This window comes from Pseudomonas sp. R3-41, assembly GCF_054161485.1.
In genome coordinates this window covers 1764687-1789649 of record NZ_CP096421.1, presented here as the reverse complement: position 1 = coordinate 1789649, position 24963 = coordinate 1764687, and the positions used below count along the sequence as shown (strand labels likewise).

17 protein-coding genes are annotated in these 24963 nt (G+C 59.1%); 2 read left to right on the top strand and 15 right to left on the bottom strand.

The window, feature by feature from the left end; all coding sequences use genetic code 11:
• Nucleotides 1-24: 24 nt before the first annotated feature.
• Both M1D99_RS08045 and M1D99_RS08040 read right to left on the bottom strand, forming a co-directional pair.
• Nucleotides 25-2412, bottom strand: coding sequence for a hypothetical protein (locus M1D99_RS08045; RefSeq protein ID WP_434574620.1), 2388 nt, complete (start codon nucleotides 2410-2412; stop codon nucleotides 25-27).
• A gap of 45 nt (nucleotides 2413-2457) precedes the next feature.
• The gene (locus tag M1D99_RS08040) at nucleotides 2458-3978 is read right to left on the bottom strand and encodes a hypothetical protein (RefSeq protein WP_458132180.1); all 1521 of its coding nucleotides are present in this window, start codon (nucleotides 3976-3978) and stop codon (nucleotides 2458-2460) included.
• A gap of 169 nt (nucleotides 3979-4147) precedes the next feature.
• On the opposite strand from M1D99_RS08040, the gene M1D99_RS08035 reads away from it, so the two are divergent.
• On the top strand, nucleotides 4148-4726 hold the full coding sequence (locus M1D99_RS08035) for a hypothetical protein (RefSeq protein ID WP_434574619.1): 579 nt from the start codon (nucleotides 4148-4150) through the stop codon (nucleotides 4724-4726).
• A 23-nt stretch (nucleotides 4727-4749) separates the two neighbouring features.
• A complete protein-coding gene (locus M1D99_RS08030; RefSeq protein ID WP_458131626.1) occupies nucleotides 4750-9729 on the top strand; it encodes an RHS repeat domain-containing protein in 4980 nt (1659 codons plus the stop codon).
• 312 nt (nucleotides 9730-10041) lie between these two features.
• On the opposite strand, the gene M1D99_RS08025 is transcribed toward M1D99_RS08030, so the two are convergent.
• The 13 genes from M1D99_RS08025 to M1D99_RS07965 all read right to left on the bottom strand — a co-directional run bounded on the left by M1D99_RS08025 (nucleotide 10042) and on the right by M1D99_RS07965 (nucleotide 24953).
• Complete coding sequence (locus M1D99_RS08025) at nucleotides 10042-11544, bottom strand: hypothetical protein (protein ID WP_458131625.1); 1503 nt, start codon at nucleotides 11542-11544, stop codon at nucleotides 10042-10044.
• A 119-nt stretch (nucleotides 11545-11663) separates the two neighbouring features.
• Entirely contained in the window at nucleotides 11664-13868 is a 2205-nt protein-coding gene (locus tag M1D99_RS08020) for an autotransporter outer membrane beta-barrel domain-containing protein (protein WP_458131624.1), read from the bottom strand.
• A gap of 293 nt (nucleotides 13869-14161) precedes the next feature.
• Nucleotides 14162-15361, bottom strand: a complete 1200-nt coding sequence (locus M1D99_RS08015) for a hypothetical protein (protein ID WP_458131623.1) — start codon at nucleotides 15359-15361, stop codon at nucleotides 14162-14164.
• Nucleotides 15362-15365: 4 nt separating this feature from the next.
• On the bottom strand, nucleotides 15366-16133 hold the full coding sequence (locus tag M1D99_RS08010) for a hypothetical protein (RefSeq protein WP_458131622.1): 768 nt from the start codon (nucleotides 16131-16133) through the stop codon (nucleotides 15366-15368).
• A 189-nt stretch (nucleotides 16134-16322) separates the two neighbouring features.
• Complete coding sequence (locus tag M1D99_RS08005) at nucleotides 16323-17057, bottom strand: adenosylcobinamide-GDP ribazoletransferase (protein WP_434574614.1); 735 nt, start codon at nucleotides 17055-17057, stop codon at nucleotides 16323-16325.
• A 2-nt stretch (nucleotides 17058-17059) separates the two neighbouring features.
• On the bottom strand, nucleotides 17060-17635 hold the full coding sequence (gene cobC / locus M1D99_RS08000; protein ID WP_434574613.1) for an alpha-ribazole phosphatase family protein: 576 nt from the start codon (nucleotides 17633-17635) through the stop codon (nucleotides 17060-17062).
• A complete protein-coding gene (gene cobT / locus M1D99_RS07995; RefSeq protein ID WP_458131621.1) occupies nucleotides 17632-18687 on the bottom strand; it encodes a nicotinate-nucleotide--dimethylbenzimidazole phosphoribosyltransferase in 1056 nt (351 codons plus the stop codon). The genes cobC and cobT overlap by 4 nt, the downstream gene beginning before the upstream one ends.
• Nucleotides 18684-19205 (bottom strand): bifunctional adenosylcobinamide kinase/adenosylcobinamide-phosphate guanylyltransferase, encoded by a 522-nt coding sequence (cobU, locus tag M1D99_RS07990; RefSeq protein ID WP_458131620.1) that lies wholly within the window; start codon nucleotides 19203-19205, stop codon nucleotides 18684-18686. The genes cobT and cobU overlap by 4 nt, the downstream gene beginning before the upstream one ends.
• Before the next feature lie 365 nt (nucleotides 19206-19570).
• On the bottom strand, nucleotides 19571-21022 hold the full coding sequence (locus M1D99_RS07985) for a cobyric acid synthase (protein WP_458131619.1): 1452 nt from the start codon (nucleotides 21020-21022) through the stop codon (nucleotides 19571-19573).
• On the bottom strand, nucleotides 21019-22011 hold the full coding sequence (gene cobD, locus M1D99_RS07980) for a threonine-phosphate decarboxylase CobD (RefSeq protein WP_458131618.1): 993 nt from the start codon (nucleotides 22009-22011) through the stop codon (nucleotides 21019-21021). Before cobD ends, M1D99_RS07985 begins: the two co-directional genes overlap by 4 nt.
• Complete coding sequence (cbiB, locus tag M1D99_RS07975) at nucleotides 22004-22912, bottom strand: adenosylcobinamide-phosphate synthase CbiB (protein WP_458131617.1); 909 nt, start codon at nucleotides 22910-22912, stop codon at nucleotides 22004-22006. The genes cobD and cbiB overlap by 8 nt, the downstream gene beginning before the upstream one ends.
• Nucleotides 22909-23559, bottom strand: a complete 651-nt coding sequence (gene bluB, locus M1D99_RS07970) for a 5,6-dimethylbenzimidazole synthase (protein ID WP_458131616.1) — start codon at nucleotides 23557-23559, stop codon at nucleotides 22909-22911. The genes cbiB and bluB overlap by 4 nt, the downstream gene beginning before the upstream one ends.
• Nucleotides 23556-24953: a cobyrinate a,c-diamide synthase gene (locus M1D99_RS07965; RefSeq protein WP_434574606.1), complete on the bottom strand. Its 1398-nt coding sequence runs from the start codon at nucleotides 24951-24953 to the stop codon at nucleotides 23556-23558. The genes bluB and M1D99_RS07965 overlap by 4 nt, the downstream gene beginning before the upstream one ends.
• Nucleotides 24954-24963: the final 10 nt, after the last annotated feature.

The following is a 24963-nucleotide window of genomic DNA, read 5'->3' as shown; positions in this document are numbered from 1 at the left end:
TCATTCGCCTTAGCCACTGGCCCCTTACTGGCCGTCGGCACGGAACATCCGGATCGTTTCGGGCACACTGAATAACGGCAACGGCAGAACGATGTAACCATCTTCCGAAGCCCCACCCGGCCGCGCGGGCGGCACCAAGACAGTAATGACCAGAAACTTGTCCGGCCCGGCAGGGTTCAATGTCAGCAGCCCCCTGGCGGCATCGATTTGCGCCGAGCCGCTGCCCAGCAATACCTGCCACTCCTCGCCCCAATCACCGGGATTGATGGGGCCGTCCTCCGCCATGATCGACAATTGGAGCTGGTTCTCCGGCAAACTCACCGCATCATTGATCACCACTTCAATCGTTGGCGCACGATGCAGTACCAACACGCTCGTCGTTTCACTCAACCCGGTCCGGGGGTTGGTCACCACGATCGTATCGACGGTGGGCGGCGACTTGTCTATCTTCGGCCCCGGCACATAGCTGTGGTCCTTGTCGGCGGCCGGGTTCGGCCGCACGTCAGCCCCTGAGCTCGGATCCTCGATGGACCAGGTCAAGGCGCCTCCGTCCACGGCGCCGGCCGAGACGTCATGGGCCAGGGAATCGCCGGCGGTGGCGATCATGATCAACGGGTTGACGGCGAGACTCCGGGCCGTGATACCGACCAGCGCCGAGCTGGTGTGGGTGCCATCGGTGGCGGAGACCACCACCCGGATGGAGCTGCGTGGCATCTCCGCGTCGGTGGGCGGGGTGTAGCGCCCCGTATTAGTGATGCTTCCTTTGGGAATGTCTTCACCAAGGATATTGCGCACCGACCAGGTCAAATCGGTGCGAGGTGGTTCGGTAATGAATTGCCATGGCACTGTATGGGGGATGATGGGTTCCAGGTCGGTGATGCTGAAGGCGGTTTGTGTGGGGCCAACATGGCCGAATACGGCCATGTCGCCAGGAAAATAAACACTGTCGAATTTTACTGAATCGGTGCCGCGGAATAATAAACTGTTAAGCGTGAACACGTTAATTCCGAAGGTTGCAAAGGACAGACCACCAGCAATTTCTAGAACTAATTTCTCCATTTCTTTGATTAAATTGTTCTTTACTGTAGAAAAAATTGTTACAAAATGCGGGCTGTGATCAAAATCACCCAAATCGACGCCAAAATTCAAGGACCCCTCAGAAAAATTTAAGGTGACAGCTCCTGATGCTGAAAGCTCAAAGTCAAACTCCCAAAAACAATCCCAACTAGAGTCTAAATCATCAGAGGGCATCACATCCGGCCCAGCGTCCAAATTTAGAGCCTGCACCGCTGTCCCTGTCCACTCCAAACGTCCTTTATTTGTCCCAAGCACTGGCCGAATGGAAATATTCCCTGTCCCAGGATGATGGCTATGAATAAAATCAGAAAAATGCACGTACATTTTAAACAGCGAAACTTTCCGTATAGTAGCGTCTGGTGAGTCGTTTGTATAAATATTCACCCCTGATCTGGACGTCTCTCCAAAACCGATCATTTCAGTGAAACCATTCGGCGTCCTAAATTCCGCACGAAACGGCCTACGCGACTGATCACTGAGATTCTTGATACCATTAGCAATCAGTTTAGATATCAGCTCACTGTCTAACAACACCGTAGCCGAATAGCCATCCGGCAATAGATATTTCAGGTCTGCATTATCGATGGGCACGGTTCCATTAGCCTCCCCCTCCATGGTGATAAATATCAATACTGCACCTTCCCCCTCGTCTTCGCCGGCCAAGAGCCTGGCACCGGCGCCCTGTTTATTATGGGTGCGAATAACGAATTTTGAAGGTTTAAGAAATTGATCCGGCTCAAACTGCAATTCATTCAGCACAAAAACTTTCTGGTCCTCCGGTAACGCACTGAAGCGAGTCTTGAAACGTTCACCCGCCACCGTTTGCAAGTGCTCGGACGGCATGTCAATCAAACGATAGTTACGCCCCTTCGAGATATCGAGCTCCACCCGCCCCGCCGAGGTAACCGACCCCGTGTTCTCAATAAGATTGATATCAAACTTAAGCCCTGGACCATCCAGCACGTTTTTCTCGGAAATTCGAGTCAGCGACCATTGTTGGGCTCCTTCCTGTTTGGTGAAGGACAGGTGAGTGCCACCAACCTCCTTCATCGTTAATTTCGCTGCGGACGTCTGCAAGTTAGAGCCCATGAAGGACAGTCGCGGCGCGTCCATTTGATAGTTATGCAAAAAATTCTTTTGCGTCGGCGTGGTATCGTCCCGAATTTCCTCGGTGATTGGCTGCATGTAATGCTCGGTACCGAAGCGCGTGATGTATTCCTGCAATAACACCTTGTTGGTCTCACTGCGTCCATAGGCCAAAATCGCCCCCCAACCCAAAGTCCGGGGTTTCACTTTAAGCCAGTCCAACAGCGTATCTATAGAATTGATTTCCATGACGAGCCTCTCACCGTTAATAGCGCCATCGACTTGTACCCTGGTTTAGCTAACCAGTCTTGGAGTGGTATCTCCAAAGTTTGTAAACGTTTCACCACCGTCAAAGCTGACGCGTGCTTTTAGCGAAAACGATTCATTAAGCTTGAGTGTTTCCAAAAAATCCTTTGGCAGCTTTGCCGTTACTTTTTTGTTTCCGAACTCAGCCTCTGTAACCGGCAACGCATTACGTACGGGGTATAAGGTGCCGTTGCCATCCTGCCTAACGCCAGTGGCTTCCATCACCAAAAGTTGCCCTACTGCCATGAATGGCCAAGCATCAAAACCCGGAGACTCTATGATCAAATCCGCGCCGCTAAACGACAGTGCGGACAGCCTCATCTGACCGCCCGAGATGTGCGGGGAGGTTGTAACTGGGTAGCGTGTCGCTGGCAACGGCTCGACCAGCAGGTTGAAACGAACAGAAGGCTCACCGTCGACGCAATAAAACACCGGGAAATACCGACCCTGTGCAACGGTCGACATGTTGGCTGCAATGGCAGTGGCTGGAATATGAAAACGTCTGCCCGAAACAGGATCAGTCGCAACATGGCGCCCACCATTCGGATGCCCTTCCCAGTGCACTTCTACTCTGGCCGACCCGATTTCCGCGGTATCTGGGACATTGACGTAGGCCCCACTGGTAGTCGCCGCCCAAGTCCCATGGTTGTCCGCACCCGGGGTGACGTCTTCAATAATCGGGGGAGGCAGGTAGCGTGGCTTGCTGATATCCAACAGCAAAGGTTCAGCCGACAGCGCAGCACCGGCCCGGGCGTACTGATAAAGCACTTTTACCTGGGCGTTGCTGTTTACTGTCAGCCAGTGCGGCTCGATGTAAAACTCGAAAAGACCGCTATCCAATGTCGAACGATCGACCCGCAGGGCCTTGGTGACACTCTTGATTTTCTCGCTTCCGGTCCAATACAACAGCACCCAATCGTTTTCCTGGATGTCTGGGTAAAGCGGTTTCACCTGCAAGGTCAGGCCATCAGGGTAATGTCCCGGGTTGATTGGGCCCGCGGTATGGCCTTTGACCGTGATAGAAGGCAACAAAGCGGAACCGGGATCGACGATGTCAATCCGCTGTTCTACGGACTCACTGGGCTGTGAGGGTTGTTCAGCATACTCAACACGATAGCTGATATCGGCATATTCCCCCTCAATAGAAATAATCTCGATATAGGGCACGGTGAACGTCAACGGCTGGTTCAAGTGCTCAGCACTGATTTCTTTGGACTCCTCATGCACAGGTTCCGGTGCGCCTTGGAAGTAGCCTTGCCAACTGAAGATGACCTCATCCCCGACACGCATGGCCTGATAGGGCGGCACCACAGCCGTGGCGCCTGCTGACGTGACATCGACGGTTTTCACCGACCGGTCGTGAGATTCCTTTATGTGCGGGACAGGCAGCTTGCTGACTTCGAGATGTTTTCCTGTGTGGCAGGATGCTCGAAGCGATTCTGCCCCTCTTTCATCAGAATCCGCCGGCTGCTGGGCTGGGAGCTCTGGGCGTAAGTTCGAGTCCACCATGACTTATTCCTTGAGTATTCAAATTCAAGAGAACATCAGCGATGACACTGTAGGTTTCGTGGGGGAACGCTGTCTACTAACAGAACTGTTAGGTTTCAAGGGCTCATTTCGATGATAACGTTGTGTTTAGTTTTCCGCATCAGCCACCACTCGATATGGGACAGTGACCATGAACCCCGTCAAGGCGATCGTTTTTTACTTATTGCTGACCAGCAATATCATTTATTCCATTGATGCATTTTCGGAGAGTGCCCCCGCTGTAACCAGCGACGATAAAGCAGCCAACGCCGCACTACCGGAACAAAACAAAACGACTGGCACCATTATTATTAGAGATAAGGACAATGCGCAGTGCAGCCTGTTTTTGCCAGGGCCGGGTACATCCCAGCACCGTTACTATCTCGGAGACACCGACCCCGTAGTGTGCAAGGGATGGAATGACAGAATTCGCTCAATCCAATTTGCTGAAATGCCTTCAGCCACCAGAATTCTATTGAGTGACGCGCCGACCTGCAGCCAGTCCGCCATTTATAATACGTGGATATTACTAAGAACAACAAAAAAACAAACCACCACAGCAATTCACGAAATCGACTATCTTATGACATTTCAGGAGAAGCAAATCATTGACTCGGGGCTGCAATTGCTCAGTTATCAAAAAGAAGCTGAGAACTTTAGAGACAGAATATCCTGCATCGAAGTAACCACTTCCGCTCTGCCTCCCGCCCCCCCAGTGGCAACACCTTGATTTTAATTGATGAGGAACGGACCATGACCACCTCGAAAGCCGTGCACTCCCAAGCCTTCAGTTTCATGAGCTACGTACAAAGCGGCGTTGACCCCCGTACCGGCCAATACACCGTTTCCATCAATCTACCCGAGGTCCAAAGTAACTGGCTTTCTGGCCCAGCCCTCCCCCTGAACCTGACCTTCAGTCCAATCAACACCCTGGACTCCGGCTTCGGAGTGGGCTGGAACCTGAACCTGAGCCAGTTCACGCTCTCCGACGATATTTTGGCGTTGAGTACCGGGGAGACCTTCAAAGTGACCGGCAGCGCTCCTCTCCCGGACATCAAGGAAAAGAAACTCGACACCTTTCACTTCGAGAGCCCGGGCGGCGGACGCTACCGCGTGTTGCATAAGTCGGGGACGGTCGAAGAGCTTCAAGTCGGCGGCGATCTTACCCAGGTCGCATTGCCCGTGAGCCTGACGTCGCCCGCCGGCCACAGCCTCACGTTTGCCTATAGGTCGTTCCGTGGCGGACAGTGCCTGCACAGCATCAGCGATGCCCAGGGCGAACTGTTGCAAATCAACCGCCAGGCCAACGATGAGTGGGTGGAGATCCTCGTACGGCCCAACGACGGCGCCGCGCTAGCGCGTTATGAAATGAAGCTCAACGCCAGCGGTTGGGTCACCGAGATTGTCTTGCCCACGCCCGACAAAGGCTCCTGGCGTTTTGGCTATGGCAACGGGCCGATCCGCAACATCCTGTGCCTGCACGAAATCAAGACACCGGTCGGCGGACTGGAAACCCTCGAGTACGCCGACACCGGGCACCCGTATCCGCACGGCGTCGTGCGCCCCAACCTGCCGCGGGTCACCCGCCATCGCAGCTACCCCGATTTCGGCCAGCCGAACGCCGATGAAACGATGATCGAGGTGGAGTTCAGCTACACCAGCCATAACTTCCTCGGTGCTGGTGAAATCGTCAGTTGGGAAGATGGGATGGACCCGCTGTACAAACTGCAGGCCAGCTATGAATACGGTAGCACCGCCAATTTGATGGTCGGCGGCCAGGTGGCGCGCACAGTCGAACGCAGCTACAACCGTTTCCACTTGCTGGTGGAAGAAAAAACCATGCAGGAACATTGCGTCAAGCGCGTCAGGACCCGGTATTACGACGAGGATGTGCCGTTCGAGCGCCAAGTGCCGCAGTTCCAGTTTCCCAAGGAAGTCACCACCAGTTGGGAGTTGGACAACGACGCGACCCAATACCGCGCCGAAATCACCCGCAGCGCCTACAACGACCAGGGCAACCATACCGAACAGGTTGAGCCCAACGGTATCAGGACCGTCTACACCTACTATTCCAAGAACGGTGAGGACGGCTGCCCGGCGGACCGCTTCGAACGCAACCTCAAAGACACTACGGTGTATCCATCATCCCAGGGTGAGCCGGGCGCGCCAACACTGCGCACCCGTCTGCGCTACAGCGCGCACAAGCCGCTGAGCGGTAGCGGGCTGGATGACTGGCTGGCGATGGACAGCGAAACCCTGATGCAGGTGGAGGGCGCCAACGAAACCACCTTGCAGCAAACCTTGCGCACTTACCACGAATTGACTGGCGATGCGTTCTTGCATGGTCGCTTGGCCAGCCAGCAAACCCTGCTCAATGGCACGACCAGTACGACCTTGTATGAGTACGACAAGGGCCCCAGCGCGCTGGCCGGGGAGGACGTGCTGGAAACACGCGAGTTGTTTACCGGTTTTGACGGCATCGAAAAAACGATGTCTCTGCAAAACTCGCTGATCACGGGCGAAGCAGTGCTGACCACCGACGTCGATGGTGTGCAGCTACTTCGCCAGTTAGACGCAATGGGGCGGGTCATCAAGGAAATCGTCTCGCCTAAATCGCCCGACGTTCGAGCCGAACGTGTTTATACCTATACGTTGGTCAATGCCGATGGGCAAAAGGCCTCACAGAGCCTGACAGACGTCAGCGGTATAACGACCCACACCCGCTTCGACGGTATGGGACGAACGATTTATCAGGAACGGGTCGAGAAAACAAAAGCACCGCGCCAGATCTACGCCGCCAGCTACGACCAGCTGGATAACCTGGTCGAAGAAACCAACTACGACTGGCTGGAAGATAGACCCATACCCTTGCGCCGGGGCTTTGAATACGACGCCTGGGGTATCGCCCATCGCACGACAATGCCCGATGGCGTTGTGAGCCGTTACCTCTGGTCGCCTTTCGGCAGCAAAGGGCCGGTCGAGCACCAATGGCTGGAAACCCCGGAGACTGAAACGACAACACTTATCAGCGGCCTGACCGTGGACAAGTACAACGATTTCGGCAAGCTTGACCGCTTCGAACGATTGGACGCACAGCCCTTGATCGATCTGTGCCACCAACAACCCGAACGCCCGGTCGCAGAGCATCTGCGCCACCTGCTTGAAACGACAGGGCTGCCGACCGTTGGCGCGGTTGAATACACCTATGACGGCAAGAACCACTGTGTACAACAAATAGAACTGTATGACGGGCAGGAACGCAAGACGCGTTTTGCCTATGACCCGTGGGATCGAGTGAAAGCCACCACCCTGCCCGACAACACGGTCGCCAGCCGGGAGTTTGCCGCGCACAGTTTAGGTGAACAAACCACCAGCATGAGCGTGAAACCCAGCGCCAAGCCGTCGATCACTGTCGGCCAACAGTCATTCGACAGCCTTCAGCGCATGACCGAACGGCGTGTCGGTTCGATGGTCAATCCGCGAATCGAGGAGTTCAAATACACCGGCAGCCAGATGCAACCCAGCCAGCGGATCACCCCGGCCAAAGAAGTTTTCGATTACGAATACAAACCAGAGCTGACTCTGCAGCCTTTGGCGATTACCACCTCCAAAGATGAATCGACGACTTACGTGTATGACCTCAAGACCGGTGCAATAACCAGCGCGCAAAATAATCAAGGCCAGCGTGAATATCGATACAGCGACGCCGGAGAGCTGGAATACGAAAGTTGGACCGACATCGACGGCAAAAAGATGGAGACCACCTACCGGACCTCTCTCCAAGGGAGGCAAATCAGTCGAAGCCATACCGACGGCCTGGATACCGTTTACACCTATGACGATTGCGGACGGGCCAAAACAGTCGTCCAAGGCGCGCTCAGTGCCGACTTCGACTACGACATACTCGGCCAACTGTGCCGCACCACGACGCGCAGCCCGACGTCGACATTGGTTGCCGAGGTCAAATACGACCCGCAGGGCCGGGAGGTCGAGCGGACATTGTCCCTCAATGGCCAAGCCCCACGGATCATTACTCAAATCTGGCAAGGCGACAATCAACTCAAGAGCCGACACGTGTTCCTGAATGAGGAGAGCCTGCTCGATGAGGAATTTTTATATGACTCGCGCAACCGGCTCGTTCATCACACCTGCGCGGGCAGTGCCCTGCCCAAGGACGCCTACGGCAACAGCATCCTCAGCCAGTTATTCAGGTTCGATGAGTTTGATAATATCCTTCGAGTGGCTACCCAATTCGATGGCGGTCTCAGCGACACTGCCGTATTCACCTATGATGCCGACGATCCTTTTCAATTGAAAAAAATTACCCATAGCTATACGACCGGCGGCTATCCAGCGCTGCTTGAGTTCGAGTATGACGCCAATGGCCATATGCTCAATGACGAATTCAATCGACGCTTGATCTACGACGATCATGGCCGCCTGGTTGCGGTAAAGGATGCGCAAGAGCAGCTTGTCGTGAGCTATCGCTACGACGGGCATAATCACTTGGTGGGCGTTCGTCAAGGCAACGAGCCGGAAACACTGCGCTTCTATCAGGGCTACAACCTGAGCCACACGCTGCACAATGGCATCGGCACGCAGTATTTGTTCCATGAAGAACGCCCTTTGGGGCAGCAGCAAATCGATAACCATGAGCAGACCCTCTTGCTGATGACAGACGCCAGTCCCAACGTCATAGGGGAGTGCGTGCAATCGGAGGTGCACGCGGTGGCCTATAGCGCCTACGGTATTCGCAGCAGCGAGGAGGCCTTGCATAGCTTGCTGGCATTCAACAGCGAGGTGTGCGAGAACGCCAGTCATTGGTATCTGCTGGGCCGTGGCTACCGGGTGTACAACCCTAACCTGATGCGTTTTCATAGTCCGGATTCGTATAGCCCGTTCGGCTCGGGCGGGGTCAACCCCTATGCGTATTGCCTGGGCAATCCGATTACGTTCCGTGACCCGACCGGACATCGGACCAACTATCGTCGGCCGGATAACCCTGGGTATATCGACCCCATCGAAGAGCCGGAACAAAAAACATCTATATGGGGGAAAATAGTGAGTTACGCTTTTGCAGCGGTTGCACTGGTTGGCGCGATCGCTTCAGCCGTTGTAACTGGGGGGGCGACGTTGGCACTTGTCGGCTTAGCAGTAGTGACTATAGGCGTTGGACTGACCGTGTATGGAACTGAAACAAACAATGAGGCAATAATGTCAATTGGCATGATACTAACAGCTATCGGTGGCCTCATAAGTGCCGGTGCATTTTTCGGTCGCAATTCAGGATCTAAAGCTCCGGCCGCTTCCAGTACCCCCAGGGGCAGCACTGCTGCATCTTCAAATGCCCCGAGGAGCAGAAGCCCTAGTTTTGCATCTGTGTCTTCCGAGGGCAGTACTTCTAGTAGTCCCAGCTCATCCAGCAACTCATCACATCATTCTATGCGCACCCCCTCCGTCGATTATTCGAGTAATTCATCTAGTTCATCTAGTTCATCTAGTTCATCTAGTTCATCTAGTTCGTCGAGTTCGGCTAGTTCGTCTAGTTCGTCTGGTTCATCCGAATGGACTCCTCCGTCACCCAGTGCAGCGCTAAAGGCATCAAACCAACAAGCGGGAACTCTAACTCCAGCGCAGAAAGCCCAAGCAATTAAAGGCATTACAAGATTGACCGGCGGAACGAAGAATCTCAACGTTGCGGGAAATCCGCTACATCAGATGCTTATTCCATAAATATTTAAAACCAAGTATAAAACCGCCTTTCAATTTCATACTTGGTTTTTCATGAGTCATTGACAAGCATAAAGCCACTTCCTCCACCTCTCCCGTAAATCTCTGCTAATGGAGATATCACTGACTGAAATGATTTCAGGCATACAATCAACAACGAGAAGTGAGACCTGACACAAGTGATCAAGCCCGTGGCGAGGGAGCTTGCTTCCGATGGACTGTGAAACAGTCACCTTTCGGGGCCGCTTCGCGACCCAGCGGGAGCAAGCTCCCTCGCCACGGGTAGGGCATCGTTTGTTTTATCTTTGACGGGCTTCACTCAACCAGAGTCAACTGCAACAGTGGGAAATTAGGCGACGCCAAAGGCGGCCAAGTCTCCCCGCCATCAAAACTGACATAGGCTTTGCCCGTCAATGGCGCATTGCGTTGTAGCGTATTTAAAAACGCCTTGGACACCCTGACCTCAGTACCAAAACCAATGCCGGCAAAAGTCTCCTGCTCAGTGACCGCACGCTCGTTCACGGCCGGAAATACCGAGTCCTGGCCTGAAATGACGCCGGTCATCGTGATCATGACCCAATGATCGGTTGTGATGAGCGGCCATTTTTTCAGCGTCAGTCGTGCGCCCTCCGGTGCCACCGAGTTATAGCTCAGATTACCGCCGGAAAGGCCCTCGCACTGGACGGCTTCGAGTCGATTACTTGGGAGGGTCCGTACCTGAAGCCGGCGTCGGTCAGAAGGATGCTCCTGATCCATCGCATCGATGACACCATAGGATACCGGCAACACCCTGCCGATATGAGCCGCCAGGTACTGCATTTCCACCCGAAAACGACGTGAGCCTGAACTGATGGGCTGTTCGACCCGAGTAGCGCCCAGGGTGCCAGGCTCCCCCCATTGCACCCAAACCTTCTCTCCCGGGTAGATAACGGCGGTGTCCGGCACTTGCACAATCACAACGCCGTTAACGGGCACCCACGGGTCCAACGTTTGTAGCTCCCCCGTCCCAACCGCGCCTTCAATAGAGGGCCAAGGCAAATCACGGGGGATCGGCGTGGCGGCAACATCCAGCTCGACCGGCTCGGAGCGCAAACTCACGTTACCCGCCCGATCCTCCACCTGATACCACACATACCGCCAGCCATCACCCCTGTCCTGTATTAAATCAGCGCTGATCGTAACCACGACGGGATCAGAAAAATTCTGGTCATCAAGTTCGATGACATCGCCTTCGTCCTGGGTGCCTGGTGTAGATCCCCAGTACCAGGTGATCCGATCCCAGGGTCGGGGGTCCGTGTATCTCGGGAGATTGGCTTTGACCTCATCGTTGTTCTGCTCAAGGTAGTGGGCAGTGAGTTTATTGGGAGGGAGAACAGCGGCAGGGAAGATCAACTTGCTATCGGTGGCGAGTATTGGAGGGCTTTTATCGACGGTAACCGGAAACGGATATGATCGCGCCGATACGTTCACAAAATTGGTCATGATGAAGCTAAGCGTATGCCTCCCGGACGGTAACCGGTCGGCACTGATCGGTACGTAGTAATCATCCGGATCCATAGGCAGATCCCATTCCCGGGACCCGATGATATCGCTCTCGTCATCATCCAGAAAAACATCAACCCGCTCTTTCCACGGACCGCCCGACGGATCGTCGTCGTACCAGGGCTTGAGCATGACTTTCAGCGGATTGTCCGGGTCGCTCCAGGCCGAACGATGCAGCAGGTTTGGCTCGCCGCCAGGAACATCCGCCAACGGTGCGGGCTCGGTCCAGGGGGCGGTCATAGTAGGAGGGAGCTTGGTGGACTTGGTCGATGACATTATTCATGTTCTCCATCGCTGAATATCAACCCCCAGCCCAAGGCCGGGGGGAAATCCTGATGAACATTCGAATGCCGCAAGGGAGCATGCCGAAATCAGATTCGGCATGCCGACACTACCTACCAGAGGTAGCGCACGCCTACATTGGCACCCCACGGTTGTTCAATCTTGTTGCCATTGCTGTAGTCGAAATCGGCGTGAATCGAAACCTTGTCGGTCACGGTCATGGCAACACCAGTGCCCAATTCACCACGGGAACCCGAAAGGTCGTTGTTGAACCGGTTGTTGTTGACCTGCACGTCATTGTTGTTGGCAAACTCGTGCACGAAAGCAGCACGAATGTAGGGCTGCACAACTTTGTCATCCCAAGTGAAATCGCGTCCTACGGTCGCACCGGCCTTGGCCAACAGAGAGTGTGACCGACTGCCTTCGGCAGAGAGACCATTGTCCAGCGTGTAGTCTTTGCCCTCGATAACCACACCCGACAACTGAGTGAACGGCTCAACGAAATAGTCGTCCGCCAGCTTGATATGCCGGCCAAACTCCAGGGAGCCACCAACCCCATGGCTGTCGTAGTCTCCCTTGGTTTTCTTGCCGTCGCTCAGTCGCACGTCGGATTCGTTCTGGAAGCGGTTGAACTTGAGCACGCCGTCAAAGTAATAGCCGCTCTGCTCATCCAGCCAGGTGGTATAGGCACCCAAATAGTAGCTGTTGATCGTTGCGCTGGTACCGCGGCTCAGGTCAAGGTCGGACTTGCTGTAGCCACCCAACACACCGACCAACCACTGACCGTCGCCCACCGGCAACGGCGCATCCGCGCCAAACGACAAGCCTTGCTGGACTTGCTGGTAAGCGACACCGGAATTTGCGCTGACATTGAACTTGTTGCCGTAGGCGCGAATCCAGCCACCGCTCTGATCAGGGTTCATGCGCACTTCACCCATGCGGCTGCGCAAGGTGCTGAGTTCGCCATACCAGACGGTTGGGGCTGCGTTGAACAGCGCAATCACCGAACGGGTGCCCGGGCTGATCGTGCGCGTGAGGGTATTGAGGTACCAGGCATCATTGCCTTGCTTGATCAAATCGTATGAATAAGCCCCCAGGTCTACTTCGCCACCGGCCAGGGCAAACGTCGCATCGCCGCCGCCAATCTTCACCACCGCGGTGGAGCCGGCACCTACGGGTTCTGAACCACTGGCGTCAATGGCGATGGTGTGGTTGCCGGTGGCCGTGCCGGTTACCGTCAGGGTATCGACCTGTCCGGTCTTGAAATCGGTGTGCATGTAGAACGTACCGCCATCACCCGACAGAGTGCCTACGTTCAGCTTGAAGAACTCACCAGGGTTGCCAAACTGGATGGCGCCGCCATTCATGACCAGGTTCTCGACCTCGCCATCGCCGACCATGATCCAGCGGGCACTGCTATTGATGCCCAGGTCCTGGACATTTTTCAGGTTTCCGGTCAGGGTCGCGGCGTTCTCCAGCAGCACATTGGCGGTGCTGCTGTCGTCGGCAACGATATCGCCGACCAGTGTGCTGCCGCTGACACTCAAATTACCCTCGGCGCCACGGCGAACATCCATCAGGATGCCATTGCTGGCCGACAACGTGGAGCCGTTGACCACTGAGATGTTGGCGGTACTCGCCCCCAACCCCAAGGTATCGACAACGATCGCCGATCCGTTGAGACCTTCGACATGGGTGCCGTCCAGGGTCAAGTTCGCGGGGGCGTTCACAACGCTATCCCCGCCAATTTCGATCCCGTTCCTCGCCCCGGAAATCGTGCTGCCAATAGCCGTCGCAGTCCCTCCGAACAGTCGCAGGCCGGCAGCATTGGCACCCGTGCCCACCACGGTTGATCGCACCAGTGTTACCTCGCTCAAACCGGTGACCGAAACGCCGGTCGTCCCGCCGATGATGGTGCTGTCGCTCACTGTCGCGGTGGAACCCTGGGTAGCCGTGGAATCGCGACTGACCGCCAGGCCTGTCCGGTCACTGGTGATGGTACTGTTGCCGCTGATGTTGGCCCGACCAGCATTCAGCAGAACGCCATTGGCGTTTGTTGCCTTCACATCGGTGCCGTTGAGGTTCAGGGTTGAATTATTAACGGTGATGTCGCGGGTCTCGGCGCCATCGGCATTCAATGTGGACTCGCCGTTCAGCACGTAATTATCGGAGGCTGTGGTGCTATCGATGGACAGGATTTCCCCGGGAATCAGAACCCGCGCGTGCCCCATCTCGGCGATCAGCAACAAGGGCGGAATGGACAGCAGTTTCAAGGCACGGAACAGCGGACGCAGCTTGAATAACTTAGACGAGGACATACAGGCACCCTGTGACAATAGAATACAGAAGGCCGCGCAGGCTACAGAACGCCGACACCATGGTATGTAGGACTATTCTGAATCAACCCACTCACACGATGAAGCAAACTGTAGGAACTCACTCACGCACCTCATGCCGATCAGTTAAGTGAGTATCTAGCCAAGGAGTAGGGGCATCTCTGTCGATGGCTGTGCAGCAACCATTTTGGATTGCTGCACAGCCCGCGGGGGCGAGCTCCCTCGCCGCAGGGTGCCTCCCATGAATCCTCGTATGCGGCTGAGGGCGCGCATGCTCAAGGATTCGCCGGCGGTGGTACGTTGCAAGTCCCCTCGCCCTGCGACATCGCCACCCTGGTATTGGTGGGCGTTTCTTGAAGAGGTTTTCCCGTGATTTTGTAACTCACTTCACCCTTGCCTATCTGGGCAGTGCTTTGCCAAGTGGGCAGAACATGAGTGGCGTAGGGTTCGATGAGCCAGACAATCCCGTTGTCCGCCTGCTCTTGGGTGATATCGCTGAACGTGTGCCTTTTATTGGCGGCGGGAACGTGAACCGGGTTCGAGAAGTCGGTATAGGCCTTCCATTCCACCTCGACCGAATCGCCCTGTTTCAAATAGGGGCTCGGCGGTATCAGATACTCGATGCCAAAGGTTGTACTAGCCGGATCCCAGCGCAGTGAGAGGCAGGTCACGATACCGTTTGTGTTGGTGTGTTGAGGGATGGCCGCCGGCAAGGTTTGGACCAGGAAGTCGATCTTGACCGAGGTGCGTTGTTTAGGCTCTTGCGGGTTTGCATGAGCCGGGTTGGTCAATACGTACCAGACCGGCATGGCCGCATCCGGGCCTTCGCCGCGGATGACGTCCCAATCAAGATCAATCGGGATGACGTCCCCCACTTTGTCCCTGCTGGTTTCGATCACATAGGGGGCTCCGATGGGCGTTCCGTTCCACAGGACTTGATAGGTATCACCGTTGGCCAGTGGGGCGACCAGTTCGATCTTGGCCTTGATCTCGCCGTCTTCGTCGCTTGCCTCCAGCTCATTGTCAACATCCGACTCACCCACGACCGTGACCACTTCCAGTAGGTCGTTGCCGGGTTCCGGATCCGGGTTGATCGGCCCAGGGCCGGAAAAGTTACATGGGACCGAAACTGGAGTTGAGCGAAAAGGTTCCACTCCCCGCAGCACCGTATAGGAAAGTGGCGTAGGTACCACGCCTGTCTCGGTACTGCCGTATTCGTCCCAGAGAGTCGCCCAAGGCACAGGGATGTTGATCCCGCCCGATGGGTTGCTGCCTAGAGGCGTACCCGGCGTGACTTCCTTGGTGCCCCATTTAACAATGACGGTATCGGTTGACTTGCCATTGGTGACATGAGGCACATTGACGAGCACGTTCCCGTCGACAAGGTCCGAGCGCAGCAACTCGCCTCCCGTTGCATCCGCCGCCGTGGGCGGGTCCAATGGCGCAACAGGCAGGGGGTCGAGGGCGACCGACATCAATTCATATAGAGAGAGCTGGCTGATATTGCCAGCCTTGTCGAGCAGTACGTAGCCGCCGCAGCATAGGCCATCTCCGGCGGCAACGAATTTGGCTTTGGGTATCTGTACCTGCCCCCCCCCCCGAAGCAATCGGCTGCGGACCAATCAGGTCTATAGCCGAGGGATCTTCAGGCAGCTCCCCCTTTATCCAGCCGAACGCGACTTTCACATCGGATTGATCGCCCGTCCAAGATGGAATGGTCGCTTCCAAGTAATCATTTACACCAAAAGTTGCATCGGTAATGGGTGGCGTGACGGTGAATACCATTTTCCTTGGAGGGACCGCACCGTTGGGCGGGGTCTTGTCGATGTAGATGTTCGTTCGCTCGGAGTAATCGGGAACGCTAGCGAAGTTCTCATGCTCGTATTGCAGGTCAAAAGCGCCTTCGTGCTCCGGGTCCAGCAAATAACCACTGGGAATATCGAAAACCAGCGGTACCCATGTATTGCCTCCTGTAAAAGAATGCTCCCTAAGCGTCACCCACTCATTACTTTGTGCTCGCGCAATTTGCAGTCGGAAATATTCCGTCTCTCCGTCTGGTACCGGGTTACCCCAGGTCGCAATGGTTGTCGTTAAGCCTGTATCAAGATGGTCTCTGCGAATAAGCCCCACCGGCAACCCGGATAGGGGGTCAGGCTTCACAACCGGATCCTGGACCTCAAACGGCGCAGGTCCGCCGGACGCGCCTTCATTTGAGGTGAACGGCTCTTTTTTATCTGGACCAGCCATGTTATCGCTCTCCGTATTCATACCTGGAAGCCATGGCTACCCATGGCGCTTCAGTTCGAAAAGCAGACCGATGATTTGCGGGCACTGCCCAGACGCTTCCCGTCGTTCTGCACTGGAGGGAAGTAAGCGCTTTTTTTAAATAGGCCGAAACTGTCAGAGTTGACAGGTGGCTATCTGCACAGTGCGGCTTTATCGGCTCAGCACCACCCCAACCAGCAATGCCATTTCAAGCAACTCCAACAACGCCCCAGCCGTATCCCCCGTGCAGCCCCCGAGCCTGAGCAGCATCATCCGCCGCAAGCCGACGAACACCGCGAAGGCAACGGCCAGCCCACAGACACCCGCCCACCCGGCCACCAGCACGCAGCCCAACGCACACGCCAACAACACCCACCAGCCCGCGCGCCGGGGCAGGTGATCGGCCAGCGCCTGACCCAACCCACCGGCCCGCACGTACGGCGTGGTGAGGAACAGGCCAAGCAACGCCGCACGCCCCAGCACCGGCACGATGATCAAGGCCAACGCTTGCCCCTGCTCGATCAACGCCACCAGCGCGGCGAACTTGAGCAGCAGCACCAACACTAACGTGATCACCGCAATCGGCCCGCTGCGCGGATCCTTCATGATCAGCAGCGTGCGTTCGCGGTCGCCAAAGCCGCCCAACCAAGCGTCGGCGCTGTCGGCCAGGCCGTCCAAATGCAGGCCACCGCTGAGTAACACCCACGCTGTCAGCAACAGTGCGGCGTGGAGCAATGGCGGCGCCCCCAGCAGCAGTGCATCGAGCAGCCACAGCACGGCGCCGAACACCAGCCCCACCAAGGGATAGAACAGCAGCGAACGACCCAGTTGCTCGGGCTCGGGCATGCCGGGCAGGCGCACCGGCAAGCTGCTGAGAAATTGCAGGGCGATCCAGAAGGGCAACATGGTCAGTCCGCCTCTTTGAGCACAACACCTGCCGCCACTGTCAGGGAAAACAGCCCGCCATGAGCGACTTCGACATTGAGCAACTGCTCCCGAGGCAGGCCGCGGGCCTGGGCCAGCAGCAGGCGCATCACGCCGCCGTGGCTGACCAGCAACACCCGCTGCCCGGCATAGGCCGCGTGCAGGCGTTCGATTGCCGCCAGGACGCGGCTGGAAAATACCAGCACCGGCTCACCTTCGGGCGGCGTGAAGGCATAGGGATCAGCCCAGAACTGGCCCAGTGCCTCGGCGTCGGTGTCCATCAACGCCGCTGCGCTGCGGCCTTCCCAAGCGCCGAAATGCAACTCTTGCAGGTCTTTGTCCAAGTGCACCGGCAGGTTGAGCCGGGCGCCGAGTTGCTCGGCGAAACGGGCGCAGCGCTGCAACGGCGAACTCACCAGGCGATCCCAGGGCCCGCCTTGCTCGACAGCCGTGTGCATCTGCGCCCAGCCCCTGGCCGTCAAGGCATCGTCGAGGCTGCCGCGCAAGCCGCCGCCCCGTTCGGTTTCGCCGTGACGCAGCAGGTCCAGGCGCAAGCTCATGCCGGGCGATCCGCCACGGCCGCTTCGGCAAACGTCGCCATCTGCCCGTGCAGGTCACAGGCCAGGCGCAACAGCGGCACCGCCAACGCCGCGCCACTGCCCTCGCCCAGGCGCAGGCCGAGGTCCAGCAGCGGTTCGGCACCGAGGGTCTCCAGCACGTGGCGATGGCCCGGTTCGGCGCCGCGATGGGCGAACAGCAACCATTGCCGGCACGCCGGATTGAGCCGCACCGCCACCAGGGCCGCGACGCTGCAGATGAAGCCGTCCACCAACACGGCGACGCCCCGCTGGGCACAGGCCAGGTACGCACCGACCAACGCGGCGATCTCAAAACCGCCAAGGTTGAATAGGGTCTGCAACGGGTCGTTGCCCTGGGCAGCGTGCAGGGCCAGGGCCCGTTCGATCACCTGGGCCTTGCGGCTGACACCCGCCGCGTCCAGCCCCGTGCCCGGCCCCACCAGATGCGCTACCGGGCAGTCGAGCAAAGCGCAGGCCAGGGCGCTGGCGGCGGTGGTATTGCCGATGCCCATCTCGCCGCCGATGAACAGTTGCGTCCCCGTCGCGACGGCACGCAGCACACTGTCGCGGCCGGCGTGCAAGGCTTGCTCGCCCTGGCCCAGGGTCATGGCCGGGCCCTGGGCAAAATTCGCCGTGCCCGGCCCGATGTTCAAGTGCCGTACACCGGGCAGGTCCAGCGACGGCGTGACGATGCCGAGGTCAACCACTTCCAGGGATGCGCCCAGTTGCCGTGCCAGGACGCTGATGGCCGCGCCGCCGCTGACGAAGTTGAGCAGCATCTGCCCGGTGACTTCCTGGGGATAGGCCGATACGCCCTCGGCGACCACGCCGTGGTCGCCGGCGAAAATCGCGATCCACAACCGGTCCAGGCTCGGCTTGAGCTGCCCTTGCAGGCCCGCCAATTGCACCGCGACCGACTCCAGCCGCCCCAGGGAACCGGCCGGTTTGGTCAATTGTTGCTGACGGGCCGTGGCCTGTTCCAGGGCCTGGGTATCGACGGGCTTGCACGGGTCCAGCCACCAGCGATGATTCATAACGCAGTACCTTTGAGAGTCATGGGCAGGCCGGCGACGGTCAGCACGACGCGCTGACACCGTGCGGCCAAGGCTTGATGCAGCCAACCGGCTTCATCGACGTAACGGCGCGTCAGCTCGCCCAGCGGCACGACGCCCATGCCGGTTTCGTTGCTGACGAATATGACTTCGCCGGGAAGCGCGCTGATGCAATCCAGCAGCGCTTCACGCTCGGCGATCAACCGTTCGGGATCGTCAAGCATCAGCAGATTGGTCAGCCAGAGGGTCAAGCAATCCACCAGCAGGCATTGCCCGGGGGCGGCATTCTCTCGCAGCACTTGGGCCAGGGCCAAGGGCTCTTCCACCAGCGCCCATTCGACCGGCCGCCGGGTGCGGTGCTGGGCGATACGCTCGTTCATCTCGCCGTCCAGGGGTTGGCTGGTGGCGATGTAGGTCACGGGCAACCCGGAGTCCGCCGCGAGTTTTTCAGCCAGGCGACTCTTGCCGGAGCGGGCGCCGCCGAGGATCAGTTGCAGCATGGGTTATTCCTTTTATTGGCGGTGTGGCGACTGGCGCCATCGCGAGCAAGCTCGCTCCCACAGGGGACTTATGTATACCCGCAGATCCGATGCTGGAACATTGGGTATCTTTTATTGGCGGTGTTGCGGCCGGCCTCTTCGCGAGCAAGCCCGCTCCCACAGTTGGTCCAGGGTGTACATGAATGCTGTGGTCATCAGAGATCCAATGTGGAGCATGGGCTATTCCTTTTTATGGCGGTGTGGCTGCCGGCCTCTTCGCGAGCAGGCTCGCTCCCACAGTTGGTCCAGGGCGTACATGAATGCCGTGGTCATCAGAGATCCAATGTGGGAGCGAGCCTGCTCGCGAAGGGGCCAGCCCAGCCACCCTAGATCCCACAGAGTTCACGCAACATCCCGGTATCCAGATGCCGCTCCACCAGATCCGCCAACCGCTCGATGTCCCGCTCGCGCAACCCGTGGTAATCCACCGCCTGTACATCCTGCAACCCGGCCCAGCGCAACAACGCGCTACTGGCCGCCGGTGATTCGAACAATCCATGCAGGTAAGTGCCGAACACCTGTCCGTCGCGGCTCTGGGCGCCGTCACAACGGCCGTCCTCCAGATGCACCGCCGGATTTTCCAAGGCCGGGCCGCTGGTCACGCCCGCGTGGATTTCGTAGCCGCTGACCTCGGCCTCTTCCAACGCCAGCCGCCCGCGCACATTGCGCAACTGCTTCTCGTGTTCCAGGGTCGTTTCAAAATCCAGCAGGCCCAACCCGGCACTGGACCCGGCCGCGCCTTCCAGCCCCAACGGGTCGTGAACCTGCTGGCCGAGCATCTGCAAACCGCCGCAGATGCCCAGCAACTTGCCGCCGTAGCGCAGATGACGATGGATCGCCGTTGCCCAGCCGTTGGTACGCAGGTAGGCCAGGTCGCTGCGCACGCTTTTCGAACCGGGCAGGATGATCAGGTCAGCCGGCGGGATGGGCTGGCCGGGGCCGATGAATTGCAAGTCGACCTGCGGGTGCAGGCGCAGTGGATCGAAATCGGTGTGGTTGCTGATGCGCGGCAACACCGGCACCACCACTTTCAGCACCTGATCGGCCTTGTCGATCTGGCGCCGGTCGAGGCCGTCCTCGGCTTCCAGGTGCAAATCCATCACGTAGGGCAACACGCCGATCACCGGTTTGCCGGTGCGCGCTTCCAGCCAGTCCAGGCCCGGTTGCAGCAAGGCGATGTCGCCGCGAAAACGGTTGATGATGAAACCCTTGACCCGTGCCTGTTCGCTGGGGGAAAGCAACTCCAGGGTACCGACCAGATGAGCGAACACCCCGCCACGATTGATATCGGCGATCAGCAGCACCGGACAATCCACCGCCTCGGCAAAGCCCATGTTGGCAATGTCACCGGCACGCAGGTTGATCTCCGCCGGCGAGCCGGCGCCTTCCACCATCACCACCGGATAGGCCGTGCTCAAGCGCGCATGAGAGGCCAGCACCGCTTGCATCGCGATGGCTTTGTAATCGTGATAAGCCACGGCGTTCATGGTGGTGACGGCGCGGCCATGAATGATGACCTGGGCGCCAGTGTCGCTGTTGGGCTTGAGCAGCACCGGGTTCATGTCGGTGTGTGGTTCAAGGCCGGCGGCCTGGGCCTGCACTGCCTGGGCGCGACCAATTTCGCCGCCGTCGGCCGTGACGGCGCTGTTGAGGGCCATGTTCTGCGGCTTGAACGGCACCACGCTTACACCCTGGCGTCGGACCCAGCGGCATAAAGCCGTGACCAAGGTACTTTTGCCGGCATCGGACGTGGTGCCCTGCACCATCACTGTGGTCATCGGTTGTCCTTGGCGTAGGCCTCGAAAGCCTGTTCGAGGCGCAGGAATTCGCTGTCATCGGCCGGCAGCCCAAAGCGCAGGCTGCTGGTATTCACGAACAGACGCAGGAGAATGCCGCGCTGGGCCATGAAATCGTGGAGCCCTTGGGCCTGTTCGGTGACCAGCCACTGGAACAATCCGCAACCGCCTTGCGGCTTGAAGCCTTGACGTTCGAGCAACAGCGCCAGGCGTTGGCTGGTGGCTTCGCAGCGTTGGCGCTGGCGCGCATGGGCGTCGGTGTCCAGCAAGCACGCCTGGCCCAGCACCCGGGTCGGCCCGCTGACCACCCACGGCCCGACCTGTTCGGCGAGCAACTTGAGCAAGCGCCGCTCGGCCAAGACAAACCCCAGGCGCACCCCGGCCAGGCCAAAGAACTTGCCGAACGAACGCAGCACGATCAGCCCGACCAGCTGGGTATGCGCCGCCAGGCTCAGCGCCGGCGTGACGTCCATGAAGGCCTCATCCACCACCAGCCAGCCACCGCGCTGGGCCAGGCGCGCATGCCAGTCCAGCAAGCGCTCGGGCGCCAGGCTCAAGCCCGTGGGGTTGTTCGGATTGACCACCACCAGCACGTCGAGGCTGTCGAGGAAGAAATCCACTTCCGTCTCCAACACTTCGCGCACGATGTAGCCGCTGCGGCGCCAGGCTTCGGCGTGCTCGGCGTAACAGGGCGACAAGACGCCGACCTTGCCGCTGCGACGCAGGCGCGGCAACAGCTGGATGGCCATCTGCGAACCGGCCACCGGTAGCACATTCAGCGCACCGTAATAATCGCAGGCGGTCTGTTCCAAGCCGTCATCGGTTTCCGGCAAACGCGCCCAGGCCCGCAGGGGAATCGCCGGGACGTCGAACGGCCAAGGCGCCAGACCGCTGGACAAGTCGAGCCAATCCGCTTCGGCAATGCCGTATTGCCGGGCTGCGTTGCGCAAACGGCCACCGTGCTCAAGCATAGAACTCAGCTCCCAGGCAGAGAATCAGCAACCACAACCATACCCCGCGCTGGACCAATTGCCAGCCGCGGTCAATGGAATCGGCACTCGCCGGCACGCCCTCGCCCAAGGGCGGACGTTGGTGCAGTTCACCGTGGTAAACCGCCGCCCCGCCCAGCTCGACACCCAGCGCTCCGGCACCGGCGGCCATCACTGGTCCGGCGTTGGGGCTGTCCCAGGTCGGACCCTGGGTGCGCCAGCACTTGAGCGCCAGGCGGGTTTTGCCGAGCAGCGCGTAGGTCAATGCCACCAGGCGCGCCGGAATATAGTTGAGCACATCGTCGATTTTTGCCGCCGCCCAGCCGAAGCGCTCGAAGCGTTCGTTGCGATAACCCCACATGGCGTCGAGGGTATTGCTCAGGCGGTACAGCACCACCCCGGGCGCGCCGGCCACGGCGAACCAGAACAACGCGGCGAACACCGCATCGCTGCCGTTTTCCAGCACCGATTCGGTGGCGGCGCGGGCCACGGCGGTTTCATCCAGTTCAGCCGTCTCGCGACTGACCAGGTAACCGACACGCTTGCGTGCCTCGTCCAGATCACCGCTGCGCAACGCCCGCGCCACCGGCTCGACATGCTCACCGAGGCTGCGCAGGCCGAGGGCACAGTACAACGCCAGAATCTCCACCAGCCAGCCCACCATCGGCGCCCACGACAAGGCCGTGGCGAGCAGGGTCAACGGCACCACCGCGATGACCCATGCCGTCACGCCGTGGCTGCGCCAGCCTCGTCCGCCGGCGTTGAAGCGTTGTTCGATGCGATCGGCAAAACTGCCGAACGCCACCAGCGGGTGCCAGCGCCGGGGCTCGCCCAGCAGCGCATCCAGCGCCACCGCGGCGGCACTGATCAAAGCCACACTCATGGGCGCGTTCCCCAACGGTTTTCATACAACAGTTCATTGAGCGGACGGGGTTGCGCCCAACCTTCCAGGGCGAGCATCGGCGCCGGGTAGAAACCCTCGACCGGGCCCAGGCAAAGAATCGCCAGCGGCTTGGCCCCGGCGGGCAACCCCAGCAGGTCGGCCAGGGCCTGGGGCTCGAACAACGACACCCAGCCCATCCCCAACCCTTCGGCACGGGAGGCCAGCCACAGGTTCTGGATCGCGCAGGACAGCGAGGCCAAGTCCATTTCCGGCAAGGTCCGGCGACCGAAAATGTGCCGCTCGCGATCCTCCATCAAGGCCGCCACCAGCACTTCGGCGCAGTCGTCGATGCCTTCGACCTTGAGCTTCATGAACTCGTCGCTGCGCTCGCCGAGGGCCTCGGCGGTGCGAATGCGTTCCTGCTCCACCAGTTGGCGGATCTGCCCACGCAAGGCGCGATCGCTGATGCGGATGAATCGCCATGGCTGCATCAGGCCGACGCTGGGGGCCTGGTGCGCGGCTTCCAGCAGGCGGCGCAGCAAGGCCGGTTCTACCGTGCCGCCGCTGAAATGGCGCATGTCGCGGCGCTCGGCGATGGCGCGGTAGACGGCGTCGCGTTCGGCCTGGGAAAAAGTGGTGTCTGTCATGGCCTCTTCGCGAGCAGGCTCGCTCCCACAGTGACAGGCGCTGTACTTGAGATCACACAATCCCCTGTGGGAGCGAGCCTGCTCGCGAAGGCGGCCTCAAGGTCAGGCGCAAACAACGCAGCAATCGCCCGCGGATTGGACGGAAAATAAAAATGCACATAGGACGCCGTCATCCGCCCCTGTCGGAAAACCGCCTCCGCCCCTCGCCCGCCATTCGGGCTATGGCCACGGGCAATCGGCTTGAGCTCGGTGCTGGTCAGGGAGTGATGATAGGTATGCCCACGCAGGTTGCCTTCGGGCAGGTCCACCGATTGCAACGCCAGGGCCGCCAGGCGCTTTTGCATCTGCGCATCACCGGCCAGCAACCCCAGGAGTTCGGCGCGCACGCCGTCGACGTCGGTCAGTGAATCGAGCAGATACAACATGCCGCCGCATTCGGCGAGCAACGGCTTATTGGCGGCATGGTGCGCACGGATCGCGGCGAGCATCGGCGCGTTCCGAGCCAGTGCAACGTGGTGCAGCTCCGGATAACCGCCAGGCAAATAAAGGCTGTCCGCCTCGGGCAGTTCGCTGTCATGAATCGGCGAAAAGAAGCGCAACTGCGCGCCCATGGCCCGCAGCAGATCAAGGCTTGCGCCATAGGTGAAGGCGAACGCTTCGTCACGGGCCACGGCGATGCGCACCCCATCGAGCCACGGCTCAACGGCGACCACCTCGGGCGCGGCGAACGCCACGGCGGGCGGCAGCGCCACTTCGCAACTGCCGGCCAGGGCATCGGCGGCCGCGTCGAGGCGCGCGTCCAAGTCGTTCAACTCGCTGGCCTGGACCAACCCGAGATGACGACTAGGCAATTCGATGCCGGTTTCCCGGGACAGCGCGCCGTACCAACGCAGGCCTTCGGTCAGGCTGCCTTCGAGCAATTGCGCGTGACGCAAGGTGCCGACCCGGTTGGCCAGGACACCGGCGAATGGCAGGTCCGGTTGATAACGGGCCAGGCCCAGGGCCAGGGCGCCGAAGGTCTGGGCCATGGCCGTGCCGTCGATCACCGCCAGCACCGGCACACCAAAATGCCGCGCCAGGTCGGCGCTGGACGGGGTGCCGTCGAACAGCCCCATCACCCCCTCAATGAGGATCAGGTCCGCTTCGGCGGCGGCTTCCCACAACAGCCGGCGGCTTTCCTGCTCACCGACCATCCACATGTCCAATTGATAGACCGGCGCGCCGCTGGCCCGCTCCAGGATCATCGGGTCGAGAAAGTCCGGGCCGCATTTGAACACGCGCACCTTGCGTCCCTGGTTGCGATGCAACCGGGCCAACGCGGCGGTGACGGTGGTCTTGCCTTGGCCCGAGGCCGGCGCTGCGATCAGCACCGCCGGACAGCGGCGGCTGGTCATGGCGGGATCA